Source organism: Chryseobacterium sp. MEBOG06 (assembly GCF_021869765.1).
In the GTDB taxonomy this organism is placed as follows: Bacteria; Bacteroidota; Bacteroidia; order Flavobacteriales; family Weeksellaceae; genus Chryseobacterium.
Genome location: NZ_CP084580.1, coordinates 487,220 through 509,774 on the forward strand (window position 1 = coordinate 487,220; position 22,555 = coordinate 509,774).

The 22,555-nt window shown below is 37.7% G+C and carries 12 protein-coding genes, 2 tRNA genes and 3 rRNA genes; 14 read left to right on the forward strand and 3 right to left on the reverse strand.

All coding sequences use genetic code 11. The features are described from left to right. Positions 1–960 (forward strand): methylenetetrahydrofolate reductase [NAD(P)H], encoded by a 960-nt coding sequence (gene metF / locus LF887_RS02230; RefSeq protein ID WP_236857191.1) that lies wholly within the window; start codon positions 1–3, stop codon positions 958–960. Positions 961–1,011: 51 nt separating this feature from the next. On the opposite strand, the gene LF887_RS02235 is transcribed toward metF, so the two are convergent. Next, on the reverse strand, positions 1,012–1,719 hold the full coding sequence (locus tag LF887_RS02235) for a hypothetical protein (protein ID WP_236857192.1): 708 nt from the start codon (positions 1,717–1,719) through the stop codon (positions 1,012–1,014). A 94-nt stretch (positions 1,720–1,813) separates the two neighbouring features. Continuing rightward, entirely contained in the window at positions 1,814–2,965 is a 1,152-nt protein-coding gene (locus tag LF887_RS02240) for a hypothetical protein (protein WP_236857193.1), read from the reverse strand. A 177-nt stretch (positions 2,966–3,142) separates the two neighbouring features. On the opposite strand from LF887_RS02240, the gene folE reads away from it, so the two are divergent. From folE to LF887_RS02305, 13 genes are all read left to right on the forward strand, one after another. Further along, positions 3,143–3,808, forward strand: coding sequence for a GTP cyclohydrolase I FolE (gene folE / locus LF887_RS02245; RefSeq protein WP_236857194.1), 666 nt, complete (start codon positions 3,143–3,145; stop codon positions 3,806–3,808). 5 nt (positions 3,809–3,813) lie between these two features. Continuing rightward, complete coding sequence (locus LF887_RS02250) at positions 3,814–4,245, forward strand: DinB family protein (RefSeq protein WP_236857195.1); 432 nt, start codon at positions 3,814–3,816, stop codon at positions 4,243–4,245. Positions 4,246–4,367: 122 nt separating this feature from the next. Beyond that, positions 4,368–5,834, forward strand: a complete 1,467-nt coding sequence (gene cysS / locus LF887_RS02255; protein WP_236857196.1) for a cysteine--tRNA ligase — start codon at positions 4,368–4,370, stop codon at positions 5,832–5,834. Between the two features lie 1,005 nt (positions 5,835–6,839). Further along, positions 6,840–8,356 (forward strand): 16S ribosomal RNA (locus LF887_RS02260). Positions 8,357–8,560: 204 nt separating this feature from the next. After that, positions 8,561–8,634: transfer RNA gene (locus LF887_RS02265), tRNA-Ile, on the forward strand. A gap of 87 nt (positions 8,635–8,721) precedes the next feature. After that, positions 8,722–8,795: transfer RNA gene (locus LF887_RS02270), tRNA-Ala, on the forward strand. A 203-nt stretch (positions 8,796–8,998) separates the two neighbouring features. Continuing rightward, positions 8,999–11,756, forward strand: a 23S ribosomal RNA gene (locus LF887_RS02275). A 141-nt stretch (positions 11,757–11,897) separates the two neighbouring features. Continuing rightward, positions 11,898–12,005 (forward strand): 5S ribosomal RNA (gene rrf / locus LF887_RS02280). The 16S, 23S and 5S rRNA genes sit together here with 2 tRNA genes alongside, the layout of an rRNA operon. 395 nt (positions 12,006–12,400) lie before the next feature. After that, positions 12,401–13,567: a T9SS type A sorting domain-containing protein gene (locus tag LF887_RS02285; protein ID WP_236857197.1), complete on the forward strand. Its 1,167-nt coding sequence runs from the start codon at positions 12,401–12,403 to the stop codon at positions 13,565–13,567. A 140-nt stretch (positions 13,568–13,707) separates the two neighbouring features. After that, positions 13,708–16,359 carry a 4-alpha-glucanotransferase gene (locus LF887_RS02290; protein WP_236857198.1) on the forward strand — a complete coding sequence of 884 codons (2,652 nt, stop codon included), beginning with the start codon at positions 13,708–13,710 and terminating at the stop codon, positions 16,357–16,359. Positions 16,360–16,498: 139 nt separating this feature from the next. After that, a complete protein-coding gene (locus LF887_RS02295) occupies positions 16,499–17,569 on the forward strand; it encodes a hypothetical protein (RefSeq protein ID WP_236857199.1) in 1,071 nt (356 codons plus the stop codon). A 177-nt stretch (positions 17,570–17,746) separates the two neighbouring features. Beyond that, the gene (locus LF887_RS02300; protein ID WP_236857200.1) at positions 17,747–18,193 is read left to right on the forward strand and encodes a hypothetical protein; all 447 of its coding nucleotides are present in this window, start codon (positions 17,747–17,749) and stop codon (positions 18,191–18,193) included. Positions 18,194–18,320: 127 nt separating this feature from the next. Next, positions 18,321–18,830 carry a ferritin gene (locus LF887_RS02305; RefSeq protein WP_236857201.1) on the forward strand — a complete coding sequence of 170 codons (510 nt, stop codon included), beginning with the start codon at positions 18,321–18,323 and terminating at the stop codon, positions 18,828–18,830. Positions 18,831–19,323: 493 nt separating this feature from the next. On the opposite strand, the gene LF887_RS02310 is transcribed toward LF887_RS02305, so the two are convergent. Next, positions 19,324–22,464, reverse strand: a complete 3,141-nt coding sequence (locus LF887_RS02310; RefSeq protein ID WP_236857202.1) for a UvrD-helicase domain-containing protein — start codon at positions 22,462–22,464, stop codon at positions 19,324–19,326. Positions 22,465–22,555: the final 91 nt, after the last annotated feature.

Here is a 22,555-nt window from a genome sequence, read left to right on the forward strand (position 1 = left end):
ATGAAGATAACAGAACACATTAAAAACGCAAATGGAAAAACTTTATTCTCCTTAGAAGTCGTTCCACCACAAAAGGGGATTGGTATTGAAGACCTCTATTCGAATATAGATCCGTTGATGGAATTCAAACCTCCTTTCATTGATGTTACTACTTCAAGAGAAGAATATATCTATCTTGATAAAGGGAATGGATTGATGGAACGCCGTATTACCAGAATGCGCCCCGGAACCTTAGGGATTTGTGCCGCGATCCAACATAAATATAACGTAGATACTGTTCCGCATCTTCTTTGTGGTGGCTTCACCAAAGAGGAAACAGAATACCTTCTGGTAGATTGTATGTACCTTGGAATAGAAAATATAATGGCCTTGAGAGGTGATGCAATGAAAGGACATCAATATTTTGAGCCTACACAGGGAGGACATGCCAGTGCAATGGATTTGGTCAATCAGATTAATGATCTGGGAAGAGGGAAATACCTGCATAATGAAGAACAGGTTTGTGACGAGCTTAATAAATTCTGTGTTGGAGTAGCCGGATATCCGGAAAAACATATGGAAGCTCCCTCCATGAATTATGACCTGAAGTGGCTGAAACAAAAAGTAGACGCCGGAGCAGATTATATCGTCACCCAAATGTTCTTTGACAATAAAAAGTATATTGAATTCGTTCAGAAAGCAAGAGAAATGGGAATCACAGTTCCGATTATTCCAGGAATTAAGCCCATAGCGACAAAGAAACACTTGAAAATCCTACCTCAGGTATTCAAAATAGACCTTCCTGAAGAGCTGATCAATGAAGTCGAAAATGCAAAGAATAATGAAGCGGTAAAGCAAATCGGAATAGAATGGGCAATTGCCCAATGCAGAGAACTTTTAGACTTTGGAGTTCCGGTTTTACATTTCTACTCAATGGGTAAAAGTGATAATATTAAAAAAGTAGCCGGTGAGCTATTCTAATAAAAGTACCATAAATGAAAGAAACCCTGTGAATATTCACAGGGTTTAATTTTATGCATTTAAAAAAGCAACTACTTTTATTAGATCTTCTTCTTTATTCAATTTAATGTTATTGGACTTAATGAATGTTTCTACAGTTTCTTTTTTACCAGGAAAGACCTCCAGAATATCTTTTATTTTTTTAGGTTTTTTTATAAAACCCTGCTCTGTACGGATATAATAAACCGGATCTAAAGCTTTGAAGAAAGCTGCTTTATCGGATGCGTAAGAATTGGCAGCCGGAACAGCATCATTAAACTTAGTCTTTACCTTTTTGTATAGTTTATTTTTACCGTTTACAATCTCAAAAAAATAACCGCTTAGTTCATCGTTTGTCTGTAGAAATACTAAAGTATTCTTAGGCGAAGCTATTTCAATTCTGGCATACTGATCTTCTTTGGGAAGAACTAATGGTTTTCCTTCTTTTTGGAATTCTATTTCATCCGTATAGCTGTTGTATCTTACAGGTACCTTATCAAAGTTTTCTGCTACTTTAGCCATGAAGAATTCAGTATTATAATAAGGTGAACCAATAATTTCATCATATTTTAATGCTCTTCCTGAATTTTCTGATTTTACTCCGAATACAGCATGGTCACCACCAAGGCTATTTACAGAAAGAGTACTTGAATAGTTAGGCTGGTAAGAGCCAGGTGTTAAATTTTGGGCATTAATGATACCAAATGCAGCGGATAAAGCGCATATAATTACTTTTCTCATTTTGAGTTTGTTTTATTTAAGTTTGTTCAATGGTTAGGTTCAAAAATACTATTTTTTTATTATTTAAAAAATGATGCAATAAAAAAATTACGGATTATAAGGTCGAATGCCTCTCAAATGCTCTGTTTCTGTCAAATAAATATCGGAAAGTAGCCAGTTTTCTGGTGACTGTGGTATCAAGAGTTTCTGCAATCTTAACCATTTTAGGATTGAAATCACCAATCCACTGAAGCTCCGTAGTTGTGAAACCCGTATGCTTTCTTAAATGTTGGGTGCCTTCCCAGATCATATACCCATCAATCCCTTTCTTTTGCCATTCCGGTACCACACCGAAGACAAGACCAACCATTTTTTCATTCTTTTTAAACCGCTTTAACAGCAAAAATTTAAGCTTTTCAAAAATTCCGAATTTTCCATTTAGATATTTAAACCATTGGTTGAGGTCAGGAATATTGATCCACATTGCGATGGGGGTTTCATTCTCATACACAAACCAGGAGATGTGCTCATTGATAATAGGTTTCATGGTATTAAACATTTTCAGTACTTTAGCTGCTTCCAGCTGCTTCCCTTCACCATGAGAGGCCCATGCTTTATTATAAACTTCAGTAAAATCTTTAGCAAACTTAGACAGATTATTCTTCTTCATCGGCCTTGCGGAGATGGCAGGATTTCTTCTGTTTTTTTCATGCGCAATGGTAAAAACCCGCGAAACTTCTGCAAAAATAGGCCTTGTAAAGCAGAGCTGCTCAAAATAAATTTGAAAACCATAATTTTCAAAAAGTTCCCTGTAATAAGGAAAGTTATAGTTCATTCCAAACAAAGGTTCAATAAATCCTTCTATCAAAAGCCCCCAGAATTTATCACGTTCACCAAAATTAATAGGTCCATCCATTGCTTCAATTCCTCTGTCCTGAAGCCAATTTTTACAGTGGTCAAATATAAAATTAGCAGCTTCCTGATCATTAATACAGTCAAAGAAACCTATTCCTCCCGTTGGCTGCTTCTGCTCATAGCAGGAATTGATAAAAACGGCAACTTTGCCAATCGTTTTACTATTTCTTTTAAACAAAAACCTTTTACATTCTCCATTTTTGAAGAACTTATTCTTTTCAGGATCAAAGACTTCTTCAATATGCTTATCTAAAGGACGGATATAATTTTTGTCGTGTTGATAAAGTTGTGCAGGGAATTCAAGAAATTCCCTCTTATGGTTCTTGTTTTGTACTTCTTCAACAATAATCATATACTTTTTAATCAGAGTAGGTTATAAAAGATAATGTTTTTCATCCCAATTGAAACCTTCATGATTCAAATTATAGAAATCATAGAGGTTCCTGACGATCCAAAAAATTAATAAAAAACTTTCGGAAAAAATAGAGGAATGGATATTATCCGTATTTTTGCTGCAAATTAAATAAAAATGGTTGATTTTACTGATAACGACGATGATATTTTCACTGGAAAAGAACATACGCCTATAAGGGAAGATGCTTTTGATAAATCGCCACAGGAAAAAATAGAAAAAATTACTGCGCTTTTTGGAGAAATTATGGAGACCCTGGGATTAGATATGACTGATGATTCCTTAAAAGATTCCCCAAAGCGTGTTGCCAAGATGTATGTGAATGAAATTTTTGGAGGACTTCTCCCTGAAAATAAGCCGGGTATATCTACTTTTTCCAATAAATATAAATACCGTCAGATGTTGGTAGAAAAAGATATCACGGTATATTCATTCTGTGAACATCACTTTTTACCTATTATAGGAAGAGCACACGTTGCTTATATCTCCAACGGAGAAGTAATTGGTCTTTCAAAAATTAACAGAATTGTTGACTACTACGCCAAAAGACCACAGGTTCAGGAAAGATTGACCATGCAGATCGTAAATGCTTTAAAAGAAGCATTGGGAACGAAAAATGTAGCTTGTATTATCGATGCAAAACACCTTTGTGTAAACTGCAGAGGAATAAAAGATACAGCAAGCTCCACTATTACAGCAGAACTCAGTGGGATCTTCAGAACAAATCCTATTACAAGACAGGAATTCTTACATTACGTAGGGAGCCATGCAAAACTGGATTAACACGAATGAAATATCAGATCCTTAGAGATATCACGGATAATGAGCTTCAGAGATTTCAAAATATCACTGAAGTAGAGTGGTCAGAGAAGATCTCACCTGATAAATGGTCTAAAAAAGAAATTATTGGGCATCTTTGTGACAGCGCTTTTACGAATATCCGTAGATTTGTAGTCACGCAGTATAAGGAGAACGAGAATATTGTATACGATCAGAACGCCTGGGTGAAAGCTCAGGACTATCAGAACGTTCCGACATTAGATTTGATTCACCTGTGGAAGGCATTAAATGATCAGATTGCTCATATCGTTGAAAATATTCCTGATACAGCACTGCAGAGAACTTGTGATACCACAAAAACAGAACCTCGGGTTTTGACATTGGAATTTATGATCAATGATTACCTGAATCATCTGCAGCACCATTTAAAAGCGATTTAATTATGATAAAATTTAAAAAAATTTCAGATAAAATTTTCATCACAACGATTATTTGTTGTGACAGAATTATTTTTTAACTAATTTTTGAATCTTGAATCATTAAATCTTTTAACTTAAAATAAATGCAATTAAAAATATATAATTCTCTTACAGCAGAAAAAGAAATATTCAAACCTATTTTAGAAGGAAACGTAGGAATGTACGTCTGCGGACCTACGGTGTACAGCAATGTACATTTGGGAAATGTAAGAACCTTCCTTTCTTTTGATTTTATTTACCGTACCCTAATGCATTTAGGGTATAAAGTAAGATACGTTAGAAATATTACAGATGCAGGACATCTTACCGATGACGGAAATGTAGATAATGACAGATTCGTAAAGCAGACCAGACTAGAAAAACTGGAACCAATGGAAATCGTACAGAAATATACAGTGGATTTCCATAAAGTTTTGGATATGTTCAATCTGCTTCCTCCAAATATTGAACCTACAGCTACAGGACATATTGTAGAACAGATTGAGCTGACTCAAAAGCTGATTGATAGAGGATTTGCCTATGAAAGCAATGGCTCAGTATACTTTGACGTACTAGAATACAATAGAAGAGGTCTGAACTACGGTGAACTTTCAAAACGTAACATAGAAGAACTTTTTGCTAATACCCGAGACCTGGACGGTCAGGGTGAGAAGAAGAATCCTCAGGATTTTGCCCTTTGGAAGAAAGCATCCCCAGCTCATATTATGAGATGGAACTCCCCGTGGGGAGAAGGATTCCCGGGATGGCATCTTGAATGTACAGCAATGAGTACAAAATATCTAGGAGAAACCTTCGATATCCATGGTGGAGGAATGGATTTAAAATTCCCACATCATGAATGTGAAATTGCACAAGGGAAAGCTTGTAATGATACTGCTCCCGTTAATTACTGGATGCATGCCAATATGCTGACGATGAATTCCCAGCGTATGAGTAAATCTACAGGAAACTATATTCTTCCGACGCAGTTGGTAACCGGAGATAATGACTTCTTTGAGAAACCTTTTCATCCGTCAATTGTACGTTTTTGCTTTCTGCAGGCACATTACAGAAGCGTTCTGGATATTTCCAATGATGCCATGATGGCCAGCGAAAAAGGATTTATCAGATTGATGGAAGCCGTAAAAGTATTAAACTCAATTACTCCTGACGATACAAAACAGTCAGGCTTCAGTCTTAAAGAATGGAAGAACAAATGTTATGAGGCATTGACTGATGATTTCAATTCACCAATCCTGATTGCCCACTTGTTCGAAGCAGTAAAATATATCTTCGCTCTAAAAGATGATAAAGAGACAATATCTACAGAAGATCTTGAAGATTTAAAATCTACATTGAATGCCTTTATCTTTGATGTTCTGGGATTACAGTCTGTAGAAGAAAATAATAATGAAAAGCTTGATCAGACCTTGAAAGTATTGATCGAACTTAGAAATCAGGCAAGAAAATCTAAAAACTTTGACCTTTCAGATCAGATTAGAGACAAATTGCTTGCTGAAGGAATTGAATTAAAAGATGGAAGAGACGGAACATCATATGTTCTGAATTAAGAATTTCATCCATATCTTATATTCACATTCCGTAGGATTCCCCTGACACTCAGGATTCTTACGGAATGTTTTTTTTATTTGCTCGTGGAAATAGAATTATAGACAAATGTATACCTTGTTTTACTATTTTTATAAGGAGCTTTATCCTGCTATCCATTTATACTCCTCACTCCCAAACCTCCCTTCGCTCAAACCCGACAGCATTCCCTTTCCTGTTGCGGGGTAACCATTCCTATCAGGGCTATGTTTTTTTATCATTCTTATAAATGATCTCCGGAAAATAATTAATGATACTGTCCATTATAGTTGAAAAGTTGAATCAAAGGAATAAATAGATACAATATAAATAGGAGAGAAGTGATAATAGGCGTTTCCCTCTACGCTATATAATATAGATGTCTATTTATATATATAGGTAAATCATATCATTTTCCCCTCAATAGTGTTATTTTGGTTCTCCGCTCTTTTCTGACCAAACATTTGTTTAAAAATTTTAGCCTTACCAGCCAGCGTTTTAGCATCAAATATTAATCAGATATGAATTTAATGTTAAATAAGTTTGCTGTGTAAGGTATAAGTTTCTATCTTTGCCCCACTGAAAAACGAAAGAGCTTCAGTAAGCGCAGAAGGGCTTTTAGATAAGCAGAAACAGTATACTTTAAAGAGAGAAGATCTGGAAATAAACTTTAAAATTTTAGATAATAAAATTTGCGGGTTAAAAAGAAGTTCTTATCTTTGCAGTCCCAAATAGGGGAGCGCAGGAGTATCGGGATTGAGGTTAAGGAAGGGAGTTAAGGTTACTTAAAAAACTTTAAATTTTTCTTTCAAAACATTTGGTCATAACGAAATAAAGTTTTACTTTTGCACTCGCAAATATGGAGCGCCACTGACAGAATAGAGTGCTTCATTAAAAAGCGGAAGATATAAAGATCATTGACATACAATATAACAACCAAGTAAGGAAAAAACTAAAGCGTCAAAACTTTGAGTGAGTCAGACAAACATACAATGGAGAGTTTGATCCTGGCTCAGGATGAACGCTAGCGGGAGGCCTAACACATGCAAGCCGAGCGGTATTGTTTCTTCGGAAATGAGAGAGCGGCGTACGGGTGCGGAACACGTGTGCAACCTGCCTTTATCTGGGGGATAGCCTTTCGAAAGGAAGATTAATACCCCATAATATAAGAGACGGCATCGTTTTTTATTGAAAACTCCGGTGGATAGAGATGGGCACGCGCAAGATTAGATAGTTGGTGAGGTAACGGCTCACCAAGTCAACGATCTTTAGGGGGCCTGAGAGGGTGATCCCCCACACTGGTACTGAGACACGGACCAGACTCCTACGGGAGGCAGCAGTGAGGAATATTGGACAATGGGTGAGAGCCTGATCCAGCCATCCCGCGTGAAGGACGACTGCCCTATGGGTTGTAAACTTCTTTTGTATAGGGATAAACCTAGATACGTGTATCTAGCTGAAGGTACTATACGAATAAGCACCGGCTAACTCCGTGCCAGCAGCCGCGGTAATACGGAGGGTGCAAGCGTTATCCGGATTTATTGGGTTTAAAGGGTCCGTAGGCGGATCTGTAAGTCAGTGGTGAAATCTCACAGCTTAACTGTGAAACTGCCATTGATACTGCAGGTCTTGAGTGTTGTTGAAGTAGCTGGAATAAGTAGTGTAGCGGTGAAATGCATAGATATTACTTAGAACACCAATTGCGAAGGCAGGTTACTAAGCAACAACTGACGCTGATGGACGAAAGCGTGGGGAGCGAACAGGATTAGATACCCTGGTAGTCCACGCCGTAAACGATGCTAACTCGTTTTTGGATTTTCGGATTCAGAGACTAAGCGAAAGTGATAAGTTAGCCACCTGGGGAGTACGTTCGCAAGAATGAAACTCAAAGGAATTGACGGGGGCCCGCACAAGCGGTGGATTATGTGGTTTAATTCGATGATACGCGAGGAACCTTACCAAGGCTTAAATGGGAAATGACAGGTTTAGAAATAGACTTTTCTTCGGACATTTTTCAAGGTGCTGCATGGTTGTCGTCAGCTCGTGCCGTGAGGTGTTAGGTTAAGTCCTGCAACGAGCGCAACCCCTGTCACTAGTTGCCATCATTAAGTTGGGGACTCTAGTGAGACTGCCTACGCAAGTAGAGAGGAAGGTGGGGATGACGTCAAATCATCACGGCCCTTACGCCTTGGGCCACACACGTAATACAATGGCCAGTACAGAGGGCAGCTACACAGCGATGTGATGCAAATCTCGAAAGCTGGTCTCAGTTCGGATTGGAGTCTGCAACTCGACTCTATGAAGCTGGAATCGCTAGTAATCGCGCATCAGCCATGGCGCGGTGAATACGTTCCCGGGCCTTGTACACACCGCCCGTCAAGCCATGGAAGTCTGGGGTACCTGAAGTCGGTGACCGTAACAGGAGCTGCCTAGGGTAAAACAGGTAACTAGGGCTAAGTCGTAACAAGGTAGCCGTACCGGAAGGTGCGGCTGGAACATCTCATTTTAGAGCGTCTTTAGACGATAAACAAAATTAGTATCGCAAGATACATGCACTTACTTAAAGAGAAGCTTTAGTTTTTTATTTGGTTGCTATATATATAATAATACAAAACCCACTAGAAATTAGTATAGGGATTGAGAGAGACAAGGATGAAGATAAAAGAGTCAGTTAATCTGGTATCTGTTATCTGAATTTAGTCTGACAGACAGTCTCGTAGCTCAGCTGGTTAGAGCGCTACACTGATAATGTAGAGGTCGGCAGTTCGAGCCTGCCCGAGACTACTAATTAAAAAGACGGGAAGATGAAAGAGCCAAGAGGCGAGATGTAAATCTTGAATCCAGCATCTTTAATCTCTTAGTCTACTAGAGGGGGAATTAGCTCAGCTGGCTAGAGCGCCTGCCTTGCACGCAGGAGGTCAAGGGTTCGACTCCCTTATTCTCCACAGTTTTGGATGACTGATTTAAAAGTTACGAATGGAGCCAAAAACAACATTTGTTCATCAGTTTGAAGAGAAGACATTAAGATCATTGACATTAACGGTAAAGACATCACAAAGAGATAACCGAGCACTTTCGAGTGCCGAGTTTATAAAAATATCGATAAATTTAATTTATCAAAAAATACTGAACTAATATAATTATTAGGAAAGAAATCGTTAAGGGCGTATGGCGGATGCCTAGGCTTTCAGAGGCGACGAAGGACGTGGTAAGCTGCGAAAAGCTGCGGGGATTGGCACACACGAATTGATCCGCAGATGTCCGAATGGGGCAACCCGGCTGGTTGAAGACCAGTCACCTCGTAAGAGGAGCAAACCCGGAGAACTGAAACATCTAAGTACCCGGAGGAAAAGAAATCGAAGAGATTCCGTAAGTAGTGGCGAGCGAAAGCGGATTAGCCCAAAAGCTGATATATGTTTAATAGAATGTTCTGGAAAGAACAGCCGTAGCGGGTGATAGCCCCGTATATGAAAGGCATATTTGAGTGATAAATGAGTAGGGCGGGACACGTGAAATCCTGTCTGAATATGGGGGGACCATCCTCCAAGGCTAAATACTCCTGAAAGACCGATAGTGAACAAGTACTGTGAAGGAAAGGTGAAAAGCACTTCGAATAGAAGGGTGAAATAGAACCTGAAACCGTACGCCTACAAGCGGTCGGAGCACCTATATGGTGTGACGGCGTGCCTTTTGCATAATGAGCCTACGAGTTAATTTTACTAGCGAGGTTAAGGTATTAAGTACCGGAGCCGGAGCGAAAGCGAGTCTGAATAGGGCGTATAGTTAGTAGGATTAGACGCGAAACCTTGTGATCTACCCATGGGCAGGTTGAAGCTCTGGTAACACAGAGTGGAGGACCGAACCGGTTGACGTTGAAAAGTCTTCGGATGACCTGTGGGTAGGGGTGAAAGGCCAATCAAACTGGGAGATAGCTCGTACTCTCCGAAATGCATTTAGGTGCAGCGTCGATGTTAAGTTTATTAGAGGTAGAGCTACTGATTGGATGCGGGGGAGTCAAATCCTACCAATTCCTGACAAACTCCGAATGCTAATAAATGTTCGTCGGCAGTGAGGGCATGGGTGCTAAGGTCCATGTCCGAGAGGGAAAGAACCCAGACCAACAGCTAAGGTCCCCAAATATATGTTAAGTTGAAGCAACGCGGTTGGACTGCATTGACAGCTAGGATGTTGGCTTGGAAGCAGCCATTCATTTAAAGAGTGCGTAACAGCTCACTAGTCGAGCGGTCCGGCATGGATAATAATCGGGCATAAACATATTACCGAAGCTATGGATTTGTATTTATATACATCTGGTAGGAGAGCATTCTATTTGCGCCGAAGCAGTACTGTGAGGTATTGTGGAGCGGATAGAAAAGAAAATGTAGGCATAAGTAACGATAAAGCGGGCGAGAAACCCGCTCACCGAAAGACTAAGGTTTCCTCAGCCATGCTAATCAGCTGAGGGTTAGTCGGGACCTAACGCGAACCCGAAAGGGGTAGTGGATGGACAATGGGTTAATATTCCCATACTTGCTCACACTAAAAAGGGGACGGAGTGCCGTACTTACTGGAGACTGACGGAATAGTCAAGGCCTAGCCTTCGGGCGAAGCTGCTGTAGGGAAAGTGCTTCCAAGAAAAGCCGAAGTGAAGCAACCCGTACCAAAACCGACACAGGTAGTCGAGGAGAGAATCCTAAGGTGCTAGAGTGAATCATGGTTAAGGAACTAGGCAAAATAGTCTCGTAACTTCGGGAGAAGAGACGCCATCAGCAATGGTGGCCGCAGTAAAGAGGCCCAGGCGACTGTTTATCAAAAACACAGGACTCTGCAAAATCGAAAGATGCAGTATAGGGTCTGACACCTGCCCGGTGCTGGAAGGTTAAGGAAGGTGCTTAGGGTTAAACCGAAGGCATTAACTGAAGCCCCAGTAAACGGCGGCCGTAACTATAACGGTCCTAAGGTAGCGAAATTCCTTGTCGGGTAAGTTCCGACCTGCACGAATGGTGTAACGATCTGGGCACTGTCTCAACCATGAGCTCTGTGAAATTGTAGTCTCGGTGAAGATGCCGAGTACCCGCAATGGGACGAAAAGACCCTGTGAACCTTTACTATAACTTCGTATTGACTTTGAGTAAGTAATGTGTAGGATAGGTGGGAGGCTTTGAAGCAGGCACGCTAGTGTTTGTGGAGCCAACGTTGAAATACCACCCTTTACTTACTTGGAGCCTAACTTCTGTATGGAAGGACATTGCGTGGTGGGTAGTTTGACTGGGGTGGTCGCCTCCAAAAGAGTAACGGAGGCTTTCAAAGGTACCCTCAGCACGCTTGGTAACCGTGCGTAGAGTGTAATGGCATAAGGGTGCTTGACTGTGAGACCTACAAGTCGATCAGGTGCGAAAGCAGGACATAGTGATCCGGTGGTTCCGTATGGAAGGGCCATCGCTCATAGGATAAAAGGTACTCCGGGGATAACAGGCTAGTCTCCCCCAAGAGCTCACATCGACGGGGAGGTTCGGCACCTCGATGTCGGCTCGTCACATCCTGGGGCTGGAGAAGGTCCCAAGGGTTGGGCTGTTCGCCCATTAAAGTGGCACGCGAGCTGGGTTCAGAACGTCGTGAGACAGTTCGGTCTCTATCTATTGCGGGCGTTAGATGTTTGAGAGGGCTTGATTCTAGTACGAGAGGACCGAATTGAACAAACCTCTGGTGTATCAGTTGTACCGCCAGGTGCACTGCTGAGTAGCTACGTTTGGAAGAGATAAGCACTGAAAGCATATAAGTGCGAAACTCGCCTCAAGATGAGACATCTTTTAAGGGTCGTTGGAGATGACGACGTTGATAGGCTATAGGTGTAAAGACAGTAATGTCATAGCCAAGTAGTACTAATTACCCGTAGATTTATAGCCTAATATGGCGCACGGAAGTGCAGCAAGGTTACCTCTTTGTGAAAGTTTTTATCGATAAACCAGGTAGCAGATGTTGGCTATTAGGAAGCAGGATAAGCCTGCAGCCTTTTACCTCTAACCTGCAACCTTATATACCTTCTTTAGGGTGGTTTTAGCGGTGGGGCTCACCTGTTCCCATTCCGAACACAGAAGTTAAGCCCACCAGCTCCGATGGTACTGCGAAAGCGGGAGAGTAGGTCGCCGCCAGTTTTTATTTTATTTTTAAAAATCCTTTATCATAACGATAAAGGATTTTTTTTTGTATCTATATGATCTAATCTAGTCTAATCTAGTCTAATCATAATCTATATCAACCGGGCTAAAGCCCGCTTCTATTGAATAAGGATAGTCTTTCTTATAACTCCTTCCTTATGATTAAGATGATTCATAATAGCCAGCTGGATGACTATCCCATAGAGATCCAAACGCTTGAAAGGTCTTTTTGAGTCTAATTAAGACAATACAATATTCCTTTATCATACTCTCACTATTAATATTCATTTGTTGTAAATTTTATTTAAATACTGGATAATATTTATTTTTTACTCTATAATTTGCGTAACTTAGTAATATTGAATTTTTTACAAATCAAAAATTTACATATTATGAAAAAACATTTATTCCCTCTATTTTTGTTATTATTAAGTGCTAACGCACAGGCACAGCAAGATTTGTTTGCAATTACAGGAAAAGATACGCAAAGTATAACCTTCAATGATTTTCGTGTAATAGACGTTGCAAATGGAACTTCCGGTGAGAAAATTTTTACTGCTGATACTTCGGCAAAGGTATATTCACAAGGAAGAAAAGCTATTGTAGCGGAAGATAAAAATTCTTATAGTAATTCTCAGGCAATAACGATGGCAGCGCTGGCTTATGATCCATCTAATAATAATTTGGTGTATATGCCTATGTTTTCATCAAATATTTATGTATTGCAGCCCCAAACAAAAGAGATTACATTGGTAGAGAATAATGTAGCAAGAGTATCTTCATGTGATATTAATTCTCATATCACGAGAATGGCAACCGGATATAACGGCAATATTTACGCAGTTAATAATGCTGGAACACAGTTTCTGGAAATCAGCAAAAAAAACGGACAATATGCTGTTATAGATCTGGGAATCATTAAAGACGATGTTTCAAATGGCAAGAATTCCTTTACGGCTGTTGAAACTGGTTTTGGCGGGGATATGATTGCTGATACCGATAATAACTTTTATATCTTTTCTGCCTCAGGAAATGTTTTCAAGGTTTCAACGAAAGAATTAAAGGCAAAGTTTATAGGTAAGATTACCGGTATTCCAGATAATTATTCGGTGAACGGTTCGGCAGTAAATGCGCAGGGAAAGGTCGTTATAGCCAGTGCTAAAGGAGATTCTTTATATGAAGTTGATGTACAGACTTTACAGGCGAAACAGCTTTCTGGTGAGAAGGGGCTACATATCTATGACCTGGCAAGTAAGTACTTTGTCAATGAAAAAAAATCGGTATCTAATACATTGACTGATGTGGATATTTATCCAACCAGAGTTGACGAGCATTTTGTCAATGTTCATATTGATAATAAAAATGTGAAAGGAAATGTTAAGCTGAATGTTTTTGATATGTCAGGAAAGAAGGTGATGAATCAGAGCTTATTTGTGAAAAACGGTTCTTTGGATCAGAAAATAGATTGTAAAGAACTGGTAACTGGTGCGTATATTATAAATCTTAATGACGAATCAGGTAAGGTGATTTTTAATAAAAAAGTTCTCATTACCAAATAATTGATTCCATAAAATATGATAAATATAAAGTGTCAAATACAACCTTTTCAAGTTGATTGAAAAGGTTTTTTTAATGATTATTTGATATTTAATAAGTTTTATTTTTGGATATTATAATGTACTTTTATAAAAAAATATAGATGAAGCTATACTTTAACGTAGGATATATTGTAAAAGCAGGAGAAAATATTGAACTCGCCATTGGTGGGGAAGGTACTGTTGCTCATATCCATACTATGTTTTATGCAGAGAATGGTTTATGGAAATGTGAAGTAGATTATTTTTCAAAGTCTGTTTCGTATAAATACCGTGTTGTAGATGAAAAAGGAAATGTTATCAGAGAAGAATTTGTTCAGCATCATCTTAATTTTCCACATAACTACAAGGAGTTTGTTATTTTTGATGAATGGAATAATAAAAACTTCCCTGAGAATTATTTAAATAACAAGATTCTTTATAATAAACTACACGGCTTTGTTTCAGAGAGAGAAATTGTTCTTAAAAAGCATACTCACTTATTTAGGATAGAAGCTCCCATTTATAATTCAGATTGGAGAATTGTATTATTTGGAAATACAGCATCCCTTGGGGGCTGGGATTATGATAAGGCTATTCCTTTAACGCAGACAGATTTTGGACTTTGGGAAGTTTCCGTTGAGATTCCTGAAAATGAGTGGATCCAGTTCAAATATTGTATTTACGATATAAAGCAGAAAAGAGTTATTGACGTTGAAACCGGGGAAAATAGGTTTACAACAGCCAATCCGTTATCAGATGTTCTTCAGATCGTTTCCAATCATTATTTTAGATTTAAGGGATATCAGATGTATCACGATGCGGGAGTTGCCGTTCCCGTATTTTCTTTGAGGAGTGAAGATGGATTCGGTGTGGGAGAATTTGCTGATATTAAAAAACTAGCAGATTGGACGAAGGAAACTAATCTTGGGATTATTCAGATTCTTCCGATTAATGATACTACTGCAAATTATTCATGGACGGATTCCTATCCTTATGCAGCAGTATCAGTATATGCTCTGCATCCCCAGTATATTTCTTTAGAAACCCTTGATTATTCTTTACCGAAAGAATTAGTTGACTCTTATCTTGTTGAAAAAGAAGCTTTAAACGCTCTTGATCTGGTTGATTATGAAAAGGTGATCACAAGTAAATGGAAATACCTGACTGCTGTTTTCAATACGCAAAAGGATAAAATTTATAAAGACCGGAATTTCAAAAAATTTATAAAAGACAATGAATACTGGCTTGTTCCTTATGCTGCATTCTGTGTATTAAGAGATAAATATAAGACTCCAAATTTCAACGACTGGAAAACCCATAAGAAATATATAGCAGGAAAGATTTCCCAATTCTTTACTACGAAAAGTAAGGATTATGATCTTTCAATGCTTCATGCCTGGGTACAATACCAGCTTCATATACAGTTAAAAGACGCTGTTGATTATGCCCATAGTTTAGGAATTTCACTGAAAGGAGATCTTCCCATTGGAATCTATAGATATTCTGTAGAAGCCTGGACTGAGCCTGAATTATTCGGGATGGATTTCCAAGCCGGAGCACCGCCGGATCAATTTACCGAGCTCGGTCAAAACTGGGAATTCCCAACTTATAATTGGGAAGCCATGAAAAACGATGATTATAAATGGTGGAAAAATAGATTCAAAGCATTGGAGCAATATTTCGATGCAATGAGGATCGATCACATTCTTGGTTTCTTCAGAATATGGAGGATGCCGATTTCTGCTGTGCAGGGAATTTTAGGATATTTTTATCCTGCTGTTCCTATTACTCTTGATGAATTTAAAGCACTGAAAATTCCATTTGACTTCGATAGATATTGTAAGCCATTTATCAACAATGAGGTTTTGTGGGATTACTTTGAAAAAGATAGTGGAAAAGTACTTGAGTTTTTAGAAAAGAAGCAAGATGATACTTATTCTCTGAAAGAACAATTTGATACACAGAGAAAACTGGTCGACTTCTTTAAGAAAAATCCACACGGCCCGCTTGAAGAGAAGCTGATCTCACTTTGTGCGAATGTTCTGTTTCTGACAGAGAAAAGAAAGGGTGAAACGGTTTATCACCCCCGATTTAATGTATACAATACAGAATCTTACAAGTTCCTGTCAGAAGCAGAACAGAAAAGTATTTACGAACTGTATCACGACTATTTTTTCAGAAGACAAGATCATTTATGGTATGAGAAAGCTATGGAAAAACTTCCCGTAATTCTGAATGCCACCAAAATGCTGATTTGTGGAGAAGACCTGGGGATGGTTCCTGCATGTGTTCCGGTAGTAATGGATGAATTGGCTATCATTGCTCTGAAAGTTCAGCGTATGCCTTCTGAAAACATTCCGTTCTATGATCCCAGAAATGCCACTTATATGAATGTGGTTACGGCCTCTTCACATGATAGTTCAACACTGCGGCAGTGGTGGAAAGAAGACCCTGCGTTGACACAGAAATACTATAACCAACAACTGGTTCAGTATGGAAAAGCACCTGAATACCTAACTCCTCATTTGGCAGAAATTATTATGAAGCAGCATCTGTATAACGAAGCTATGCTGGCTATTTTCCCTATTCAGGAGTTCATGGCAACGGATGAAGAATTATCAAATATAAATATGGATAACGAAAGAATCAATGATCCCGCAGTTTTTCCACATTACTGGCGATACAGAATGCATATTAATCTGGAAGATTTAAAAAGAAAAGATGCTTTTAACGAAAAAATTGCTTTTTGGGTAAAAGATAGTGGTAGAGTGTAAATTTAACAATTGATTATCAGTTAGTTAATTATATTTTGAAAGAAGTTTGATCTAAGGATTTAACTTCTTTTTTTTATTTGTATCAAAAAGATAGAATTGAGATATTCTACTATATATTAACCAATTAACGACTATAAGGATGAAAAAAATATTTTTAGGATTAGCTTTTGTTTTAGGCGTTTTGACGTCTGCGCAGCAGTATCCGAATAATGGTTGGGGAAATGATGGTTATTCTCAGAATGGAGGAGACTACTATACTGATCAGGATGATAGAAATTACTTTCCTGATGACTATTATTACAACTACCCGCAGGATTATTATCCAAGCGATTATTATCAAAGTTATTATAACGATTATAGAAACAGTATTGTGAATGTTAACTGGAATGGGTTTTTCGTGCAAAATAGATTGAACCCATGGCAGATCGATCAGATAATAAGACTGAATAATCTATACTCAAGTTTTGCAGCTTGGAATAATTTCTATAGATATAACCCGGACAGATGGTATTATGACAGGTTTTATGCAATGGAAAGAATTTTGGGGCCAAGAGTATTTGTTGTTTTCCAAAATAACTATTACAGAGGTTCGAGCCCGATTATATATTTCCAGAACTACAGGAGAACATATTATGTCCCGAGATATACTGTAATGCCAAGATATAGAAATATTAATATCAATATTTACAGAGTAGACAGATCGAGATTCCGTAGAACAGATAATCCTACTTTTGATATCATCAGAAGAGATAACAGAGTGGATAATGGATTCAAAAATACAAGAACTGAAGGAAACTCAGGAGGGTTCCGCGGACAGAATAATAACGGGAGAAATGATAATTCCGGTTTCAGAAACCAGAACAATGGAGTAAATAATAATGGCGGTTTCAGAGGAACTACTGATAACAATGGTGGTTTCAGAAATAGCAGCGGAGGCTTTAGAGGGAATAGTGATGTGAAAACAGAAACTAATATACCTGCTCCGTCAAGAGATAATAACGGAGGTTTCCGAGGTAATAATGGTGGCGGCTTTAGAGGAAACAGTGAAGTACGAAGAGAAAGCGCTCCTGCTCCGTCAAGAGATAACAACGGAGGTTTCCGCGGAAATAATGGAGGAGGATTCAGACAGCAAAGAACGGAAAGTTCAGCTCCAAGCCAGAACTCTCGTAGCAATGGAGGAGGATTTAGAGGAAGTTTGGTAAAGAATTAATTTTCATATATTATATTTAAGTGGTGTGAAGGACAGGTTTTTGTAATCTGTCCTTTTTTTTGTTTATGATTATTTTATTTTAGTTAAAATTTAACATTATTTATGACTATGTTAATTTAACTTGTCTTTTGTTTCATTATCAAAAAGGTATAATAACAATTAATAAAATTTTAAAAGATGAAAAAATTAGTTTTGGCAATAGCATTTATCGGGATGGGAAGTTTTGCAATGGCACAACAGACAACTCCACAGGACAAACAGGCTAGAAGAGCTGAAATGCAGCAAAAAATGCAGCAGAGAGAACAGGATCATCTGGCACAGATGCAGAAAGATCTTAATCTTAATCAGTCTCAGGTTAGTCAGATAAAATCGCTTCAGGAAAAAAGAAAATCTGAAATGAAAGCTCAGTTTGAAAAAAATAAAGTCGATAGACAGGCTAAAATGGAAGAAATGAAGGCCAACAGAGCACAAATGGATGCAGATATGAAAAAAATCCTTACTCCTCAGCAATATGATAAATGGCAGGCTGACAGAACTGCTAAAATGGAGCAGAGAAAAACAGCTATGAAAGATGGAAGAATGATGAGAAAACCGATGAATACTGCTGCTCCGGAAGCAAAATAATAGATAGTAATTTTTATTTTTGAGTGTTAAAAGGATGGATGATTTTCCATCCTTTTTGTATTAATTTTCCGTAAAACTTTTGATTACGGGCTTTTATTCACTATTTTTGACTATAAATTTAATACGTATGGTTAGCGAAAAAATTGCAAAATTAATTAACGAACAGATTGCCCACGAACAATATGCCGCTCAATATTATCTTTCAATGTCTGCATGGTTTTCAGGAAAAGACCTTGACGGAATTGCCAACTACTTCAGAGTACAGAGCAAAGAAGAATTGATGCATGCAGACAAAATGTTTGATTATTTAAATGATGTAGGCGGGGAAATCATTATCGGGGAGATTGCAAAACCTCCGCATGAGTTCGATAGTGCAACAGATATTTTCGAGAAAGCATTGGCACATGAGAAGATAGTAACTAAAAGTATTTTCAATATTGTAAAGAATGCTAATGAAGAAGGTGATTTTGCAACAACTTCATTCATGCAGTGGTTCATCAATGAGCAGGTAGAAGAAGAAGCAAGTGCTTCTCAGTATGTGACGAAAATCAAAATGGTGTGTGATAACCCATCAGCATTGTATCTTTTTGATCAGGAATTATCCCAGAGAGTATTTACTCCTGCTACGACTGCTTAAGATCGAAAAAACTTCAAAATATAAGACCGCTGCCTTAGGGAATAGCGGTTTTTGTTTTTGTAAGGATTTAACGTCACGAGTTTTGAATCCTCTTAGCAGAATAGATTGTTTGTATTGCCTCTCTGCTGTAGATAATTATTTCTTCTGTCCTCGCCTCAGGATCTTAATAGCTGTAATAAAAACTGTTGCGCCCAATATAAAACTGAGAAACAAGGATTTTGCAATATTTTCAGTGGGCATGTTCCGGTGACTATCTTCCGTGACCGGCGGATCTACACAATCAATAATATTATAGGTGACAACTGCAGAGATCAGCATGATGACCAAACTTATAACAAAGGAAATTAAATATATTTTCATGGCTAGTTGTAATCAAAATAAATGACTGATCGTATATTGTTTATTCTGATTAAAAATAATGATTCCTTTTATATTTTTGAGGAATTTTAGCAAATTATAAAGTAATATTTTGTGAATGCCGTGGCTGAAGGACTTATAGATAAATAATCTGAGTTTTAAGAACCTTTTTTCCCAGTCTTTCGAGAATGTTTTTATACCCTTCCACCTGCGCTTCATCTTTACTTTTCTGTTCTCCCGTTTTAAAATCAACAATGATATAGCCTTCGTCATTCTTTAAAATACGATCCGGACGGAAGATATGACTTTCTCCGTTTTCAGAAATCATAATATCTTTTTCGTTGATAACTTCCCATTTCTCATCAAAGAACTCTGAATAAGTTCTTACGATATCCTGTAAAGTAGCCTCTATTTCAACTTTCTCCTCCAGGGTAATTTGCCCTTCCAGCGCATAGCCTTCCAATACTTTGTGAATATCTTTTTCAGTATTGATCTTTGAGAGAAGTTCATGTACAAATAACCCTATTCTCACTTTCTCATTTCGAACCTGATAGTTTTTGGAAGGAGTAGCAATTTTTATAGAAGTACTTTTTTCACTGACATTTTTAAGATCCTGGATATTTTTTGTCTTAAATGAAGAACTTTTGGTTTTTGAATGCTTCTTCAGCATCTCCGGATTTATCTCATACAAATCAAACTCATCAGAGTTCTCTGTATTTTTTGTTTGAAGGAACTCCAGAAGTTCAAGATTGTTGGAAGTTTTGTTAGCTTTTTGAAGGTAGAAAAATAATTGTTCAACCGGTCTTGTTGTAGCAACATATTGCAGACATAGTCTGTCAATAAGATTTTTGTACGAGTTTTTCTTGTTAAAAGATTGAATCTCCTCATCATACACCTCAAGATTTTTACTGAACTGATTAATGTTAACCGATTTTAAAGCATCACTTTCATTAGTTTCAAACCAGTTGGTAAATTCATTATCTCTGTTTTTATTGATCATCGGGATGAAAACAATAGGGAATTCAAGCCCCTTAGACTTATGAATAGTCATGATCTGAATAGCGTCAATATTTTCTGAGGCCTGAATGGTATAAGATGAAGCTTCTTCATCCCAATATTTTAGAAACTCTTTTGTACTGGCGCCTGCATTTTGTGTGAAATTGAAAAGCATTTCCAGGAAGTTGAGAAGAAAATCTGTTTCCTTGTTTTCTACTGAAAATTCGTTGACATAATATTCTATGAAATTGTACAGATTGAATCTTGGAAAATGATCCTGTTTAAGCTGTAACGAATATTTGTAATGAAGATACTGAAGGATCTCTTCATGAGTTTCAATATCCAGAATCTCTTTCATTTCCAGACTGAAATCCGGCATATTAATTTTCCCCAGAGTATTCAGATAGTACATCATCATAATCAGGCAGGTTTTATTCTTAGGATTGATTTCCCATCTTAAAAACTCAATGACAGCTTTTAAAGTATTGGAAAGTTCCAGAGTAAGACCTTTGTCGGATATTGTTTTGATATTGGTTTCCTCGCCATGATAGGTTACTTTTAAATTTCCCAGTTTTTGAGAATAGCTGAAAATATCAAAATTTCCACGGCATAGAATCGTAATGTCCGAAAATTTAAAACCATTGCTAAGGCACTCCTGAATATCCTTCCTCATTCTTTCAGAAGTGTCATCATAAAACTCTTCATTGGTAAGGTTTTCAATCAGATTGACTTTTACGCGGCCGTCAATTTTCGATTTAGGACTTTGTTCGGCATCAATTCCGAAAATATTTTTATGCTCCTCTTCCAATCCTTCAGAGTGGTAGCGGTATAATTCATTGTTGAACTGTACAATATTTCTGGCACTTCTCCAGTTATCTTTTAAAACAAGAAGATCTGCCTGTTTAGGGGAAAATTCTTTTTTATTGATGATATCAAGCATCAGCTTGCTTTCTCCACCCCGAAATCTGTAGATACTCTGTTTTGGATCTCCAACCAAAGTAAATGAAGTATATTCTGAAGAAACGCTATGGTCCCGCAGGGGAACAAAATTTTGCCACTGCAGTTCTGAGGTGTCCTGAAATTCATCAAAGAAAAAATGCTGAAACTGGGAACCTACTTTTTCATAAATAAAAGCAGAAGGCTCATTCTTCAGATTTTCATTAATCAGAATATTAAACTTGGAAAGCAGAACAAGATCATTTTCTTCCTCAATTTTTTGAAGCTCATCCTGAATGTCTTTATTGACTTTTAAAGGAAGAAGAGCAGACAATACCTTTTCTTTTTTTTGAGTTTCAATATACAAAAGAATAAGCTGCATCCTGTTTTCAATCAGTTGATCAAGAATCTCAAAAATCTCAGACTCTTTATGCTTTGCTTTCGAAGATGCTCCTTTTCTGTAATTATTGACAACGGACTCTTCCTGTGTGGTGGGAAAAGGAAAACCAGCTCTTTTCTGCTGATAAAAGTCTGTTACTTTCGTAAAGAAACCTCCGATTCCGTTTTTCCCCTGTGCAAAATCTTCGATATCAATATTCCTGGATTTGAATAACTCAACAGACTGGACGGCAAGATCAGCAGATTTCTTTTTATTGAGAACAATCTCTTTTCGGAGCGTGTTTTTTATATTTTCATAACTCGCATCATCAAAACTTTTATTGTTTTTCAAATGTTCATAATGAATATCTTTTACAAACTCTTTTGCAGAGTCATAAAGATTTTTGTTAAGGTTGATTCTTTCATTATTTTCAAGACTGTAGTCTACGTAATCCATGAAAGAATTGGAGATCGTTTCATTTTCACCAATCTGATCCAGCATTTTATCCACTGCTTCAATCAAAAATGGCTCAGCTTCAATTTCAAGATTGAAATTCTTGGCAAGTCCCAATTCATAAGAAAAACTTCTTACCAGCCTTGAATTAAAGCGGTCAATTGTCCCAATATTCAGAGTAGAATAATTATGAAGAATATAATCCAGCAGCTTTTTTGAGCGATGGTGAAGTTCATCAATAGTAATTTTTAAACCTTGTTCTTCAAATGCTTTCTGGATGTTTTTAAGATCGGTGTTCTCTATATATTCACTGGTAGAAAAGCTTCCCAGCCAGGACAGTATTCTTTCCTTCATCTCATTGGCTGCCTTATTGGTGAAAGTCAGTGCGAGAATATTCCTGATCGATTGCTGCTGATTAGGATAACGGAGACAGATCATCAGAAGTCTCTGAACCAGAGCGTAGGTTTTGCCGGATCCTGCAGAAGCATTGATAACTGTATAAGAATTTTGCATTGTTAAAGGAGAATTGAAACTGCAAGTTAACTAAAATTTAAAAGAAACTTTAACAATTTAGAATGGCTATTTAACAGTTTCCAGGGTAAAA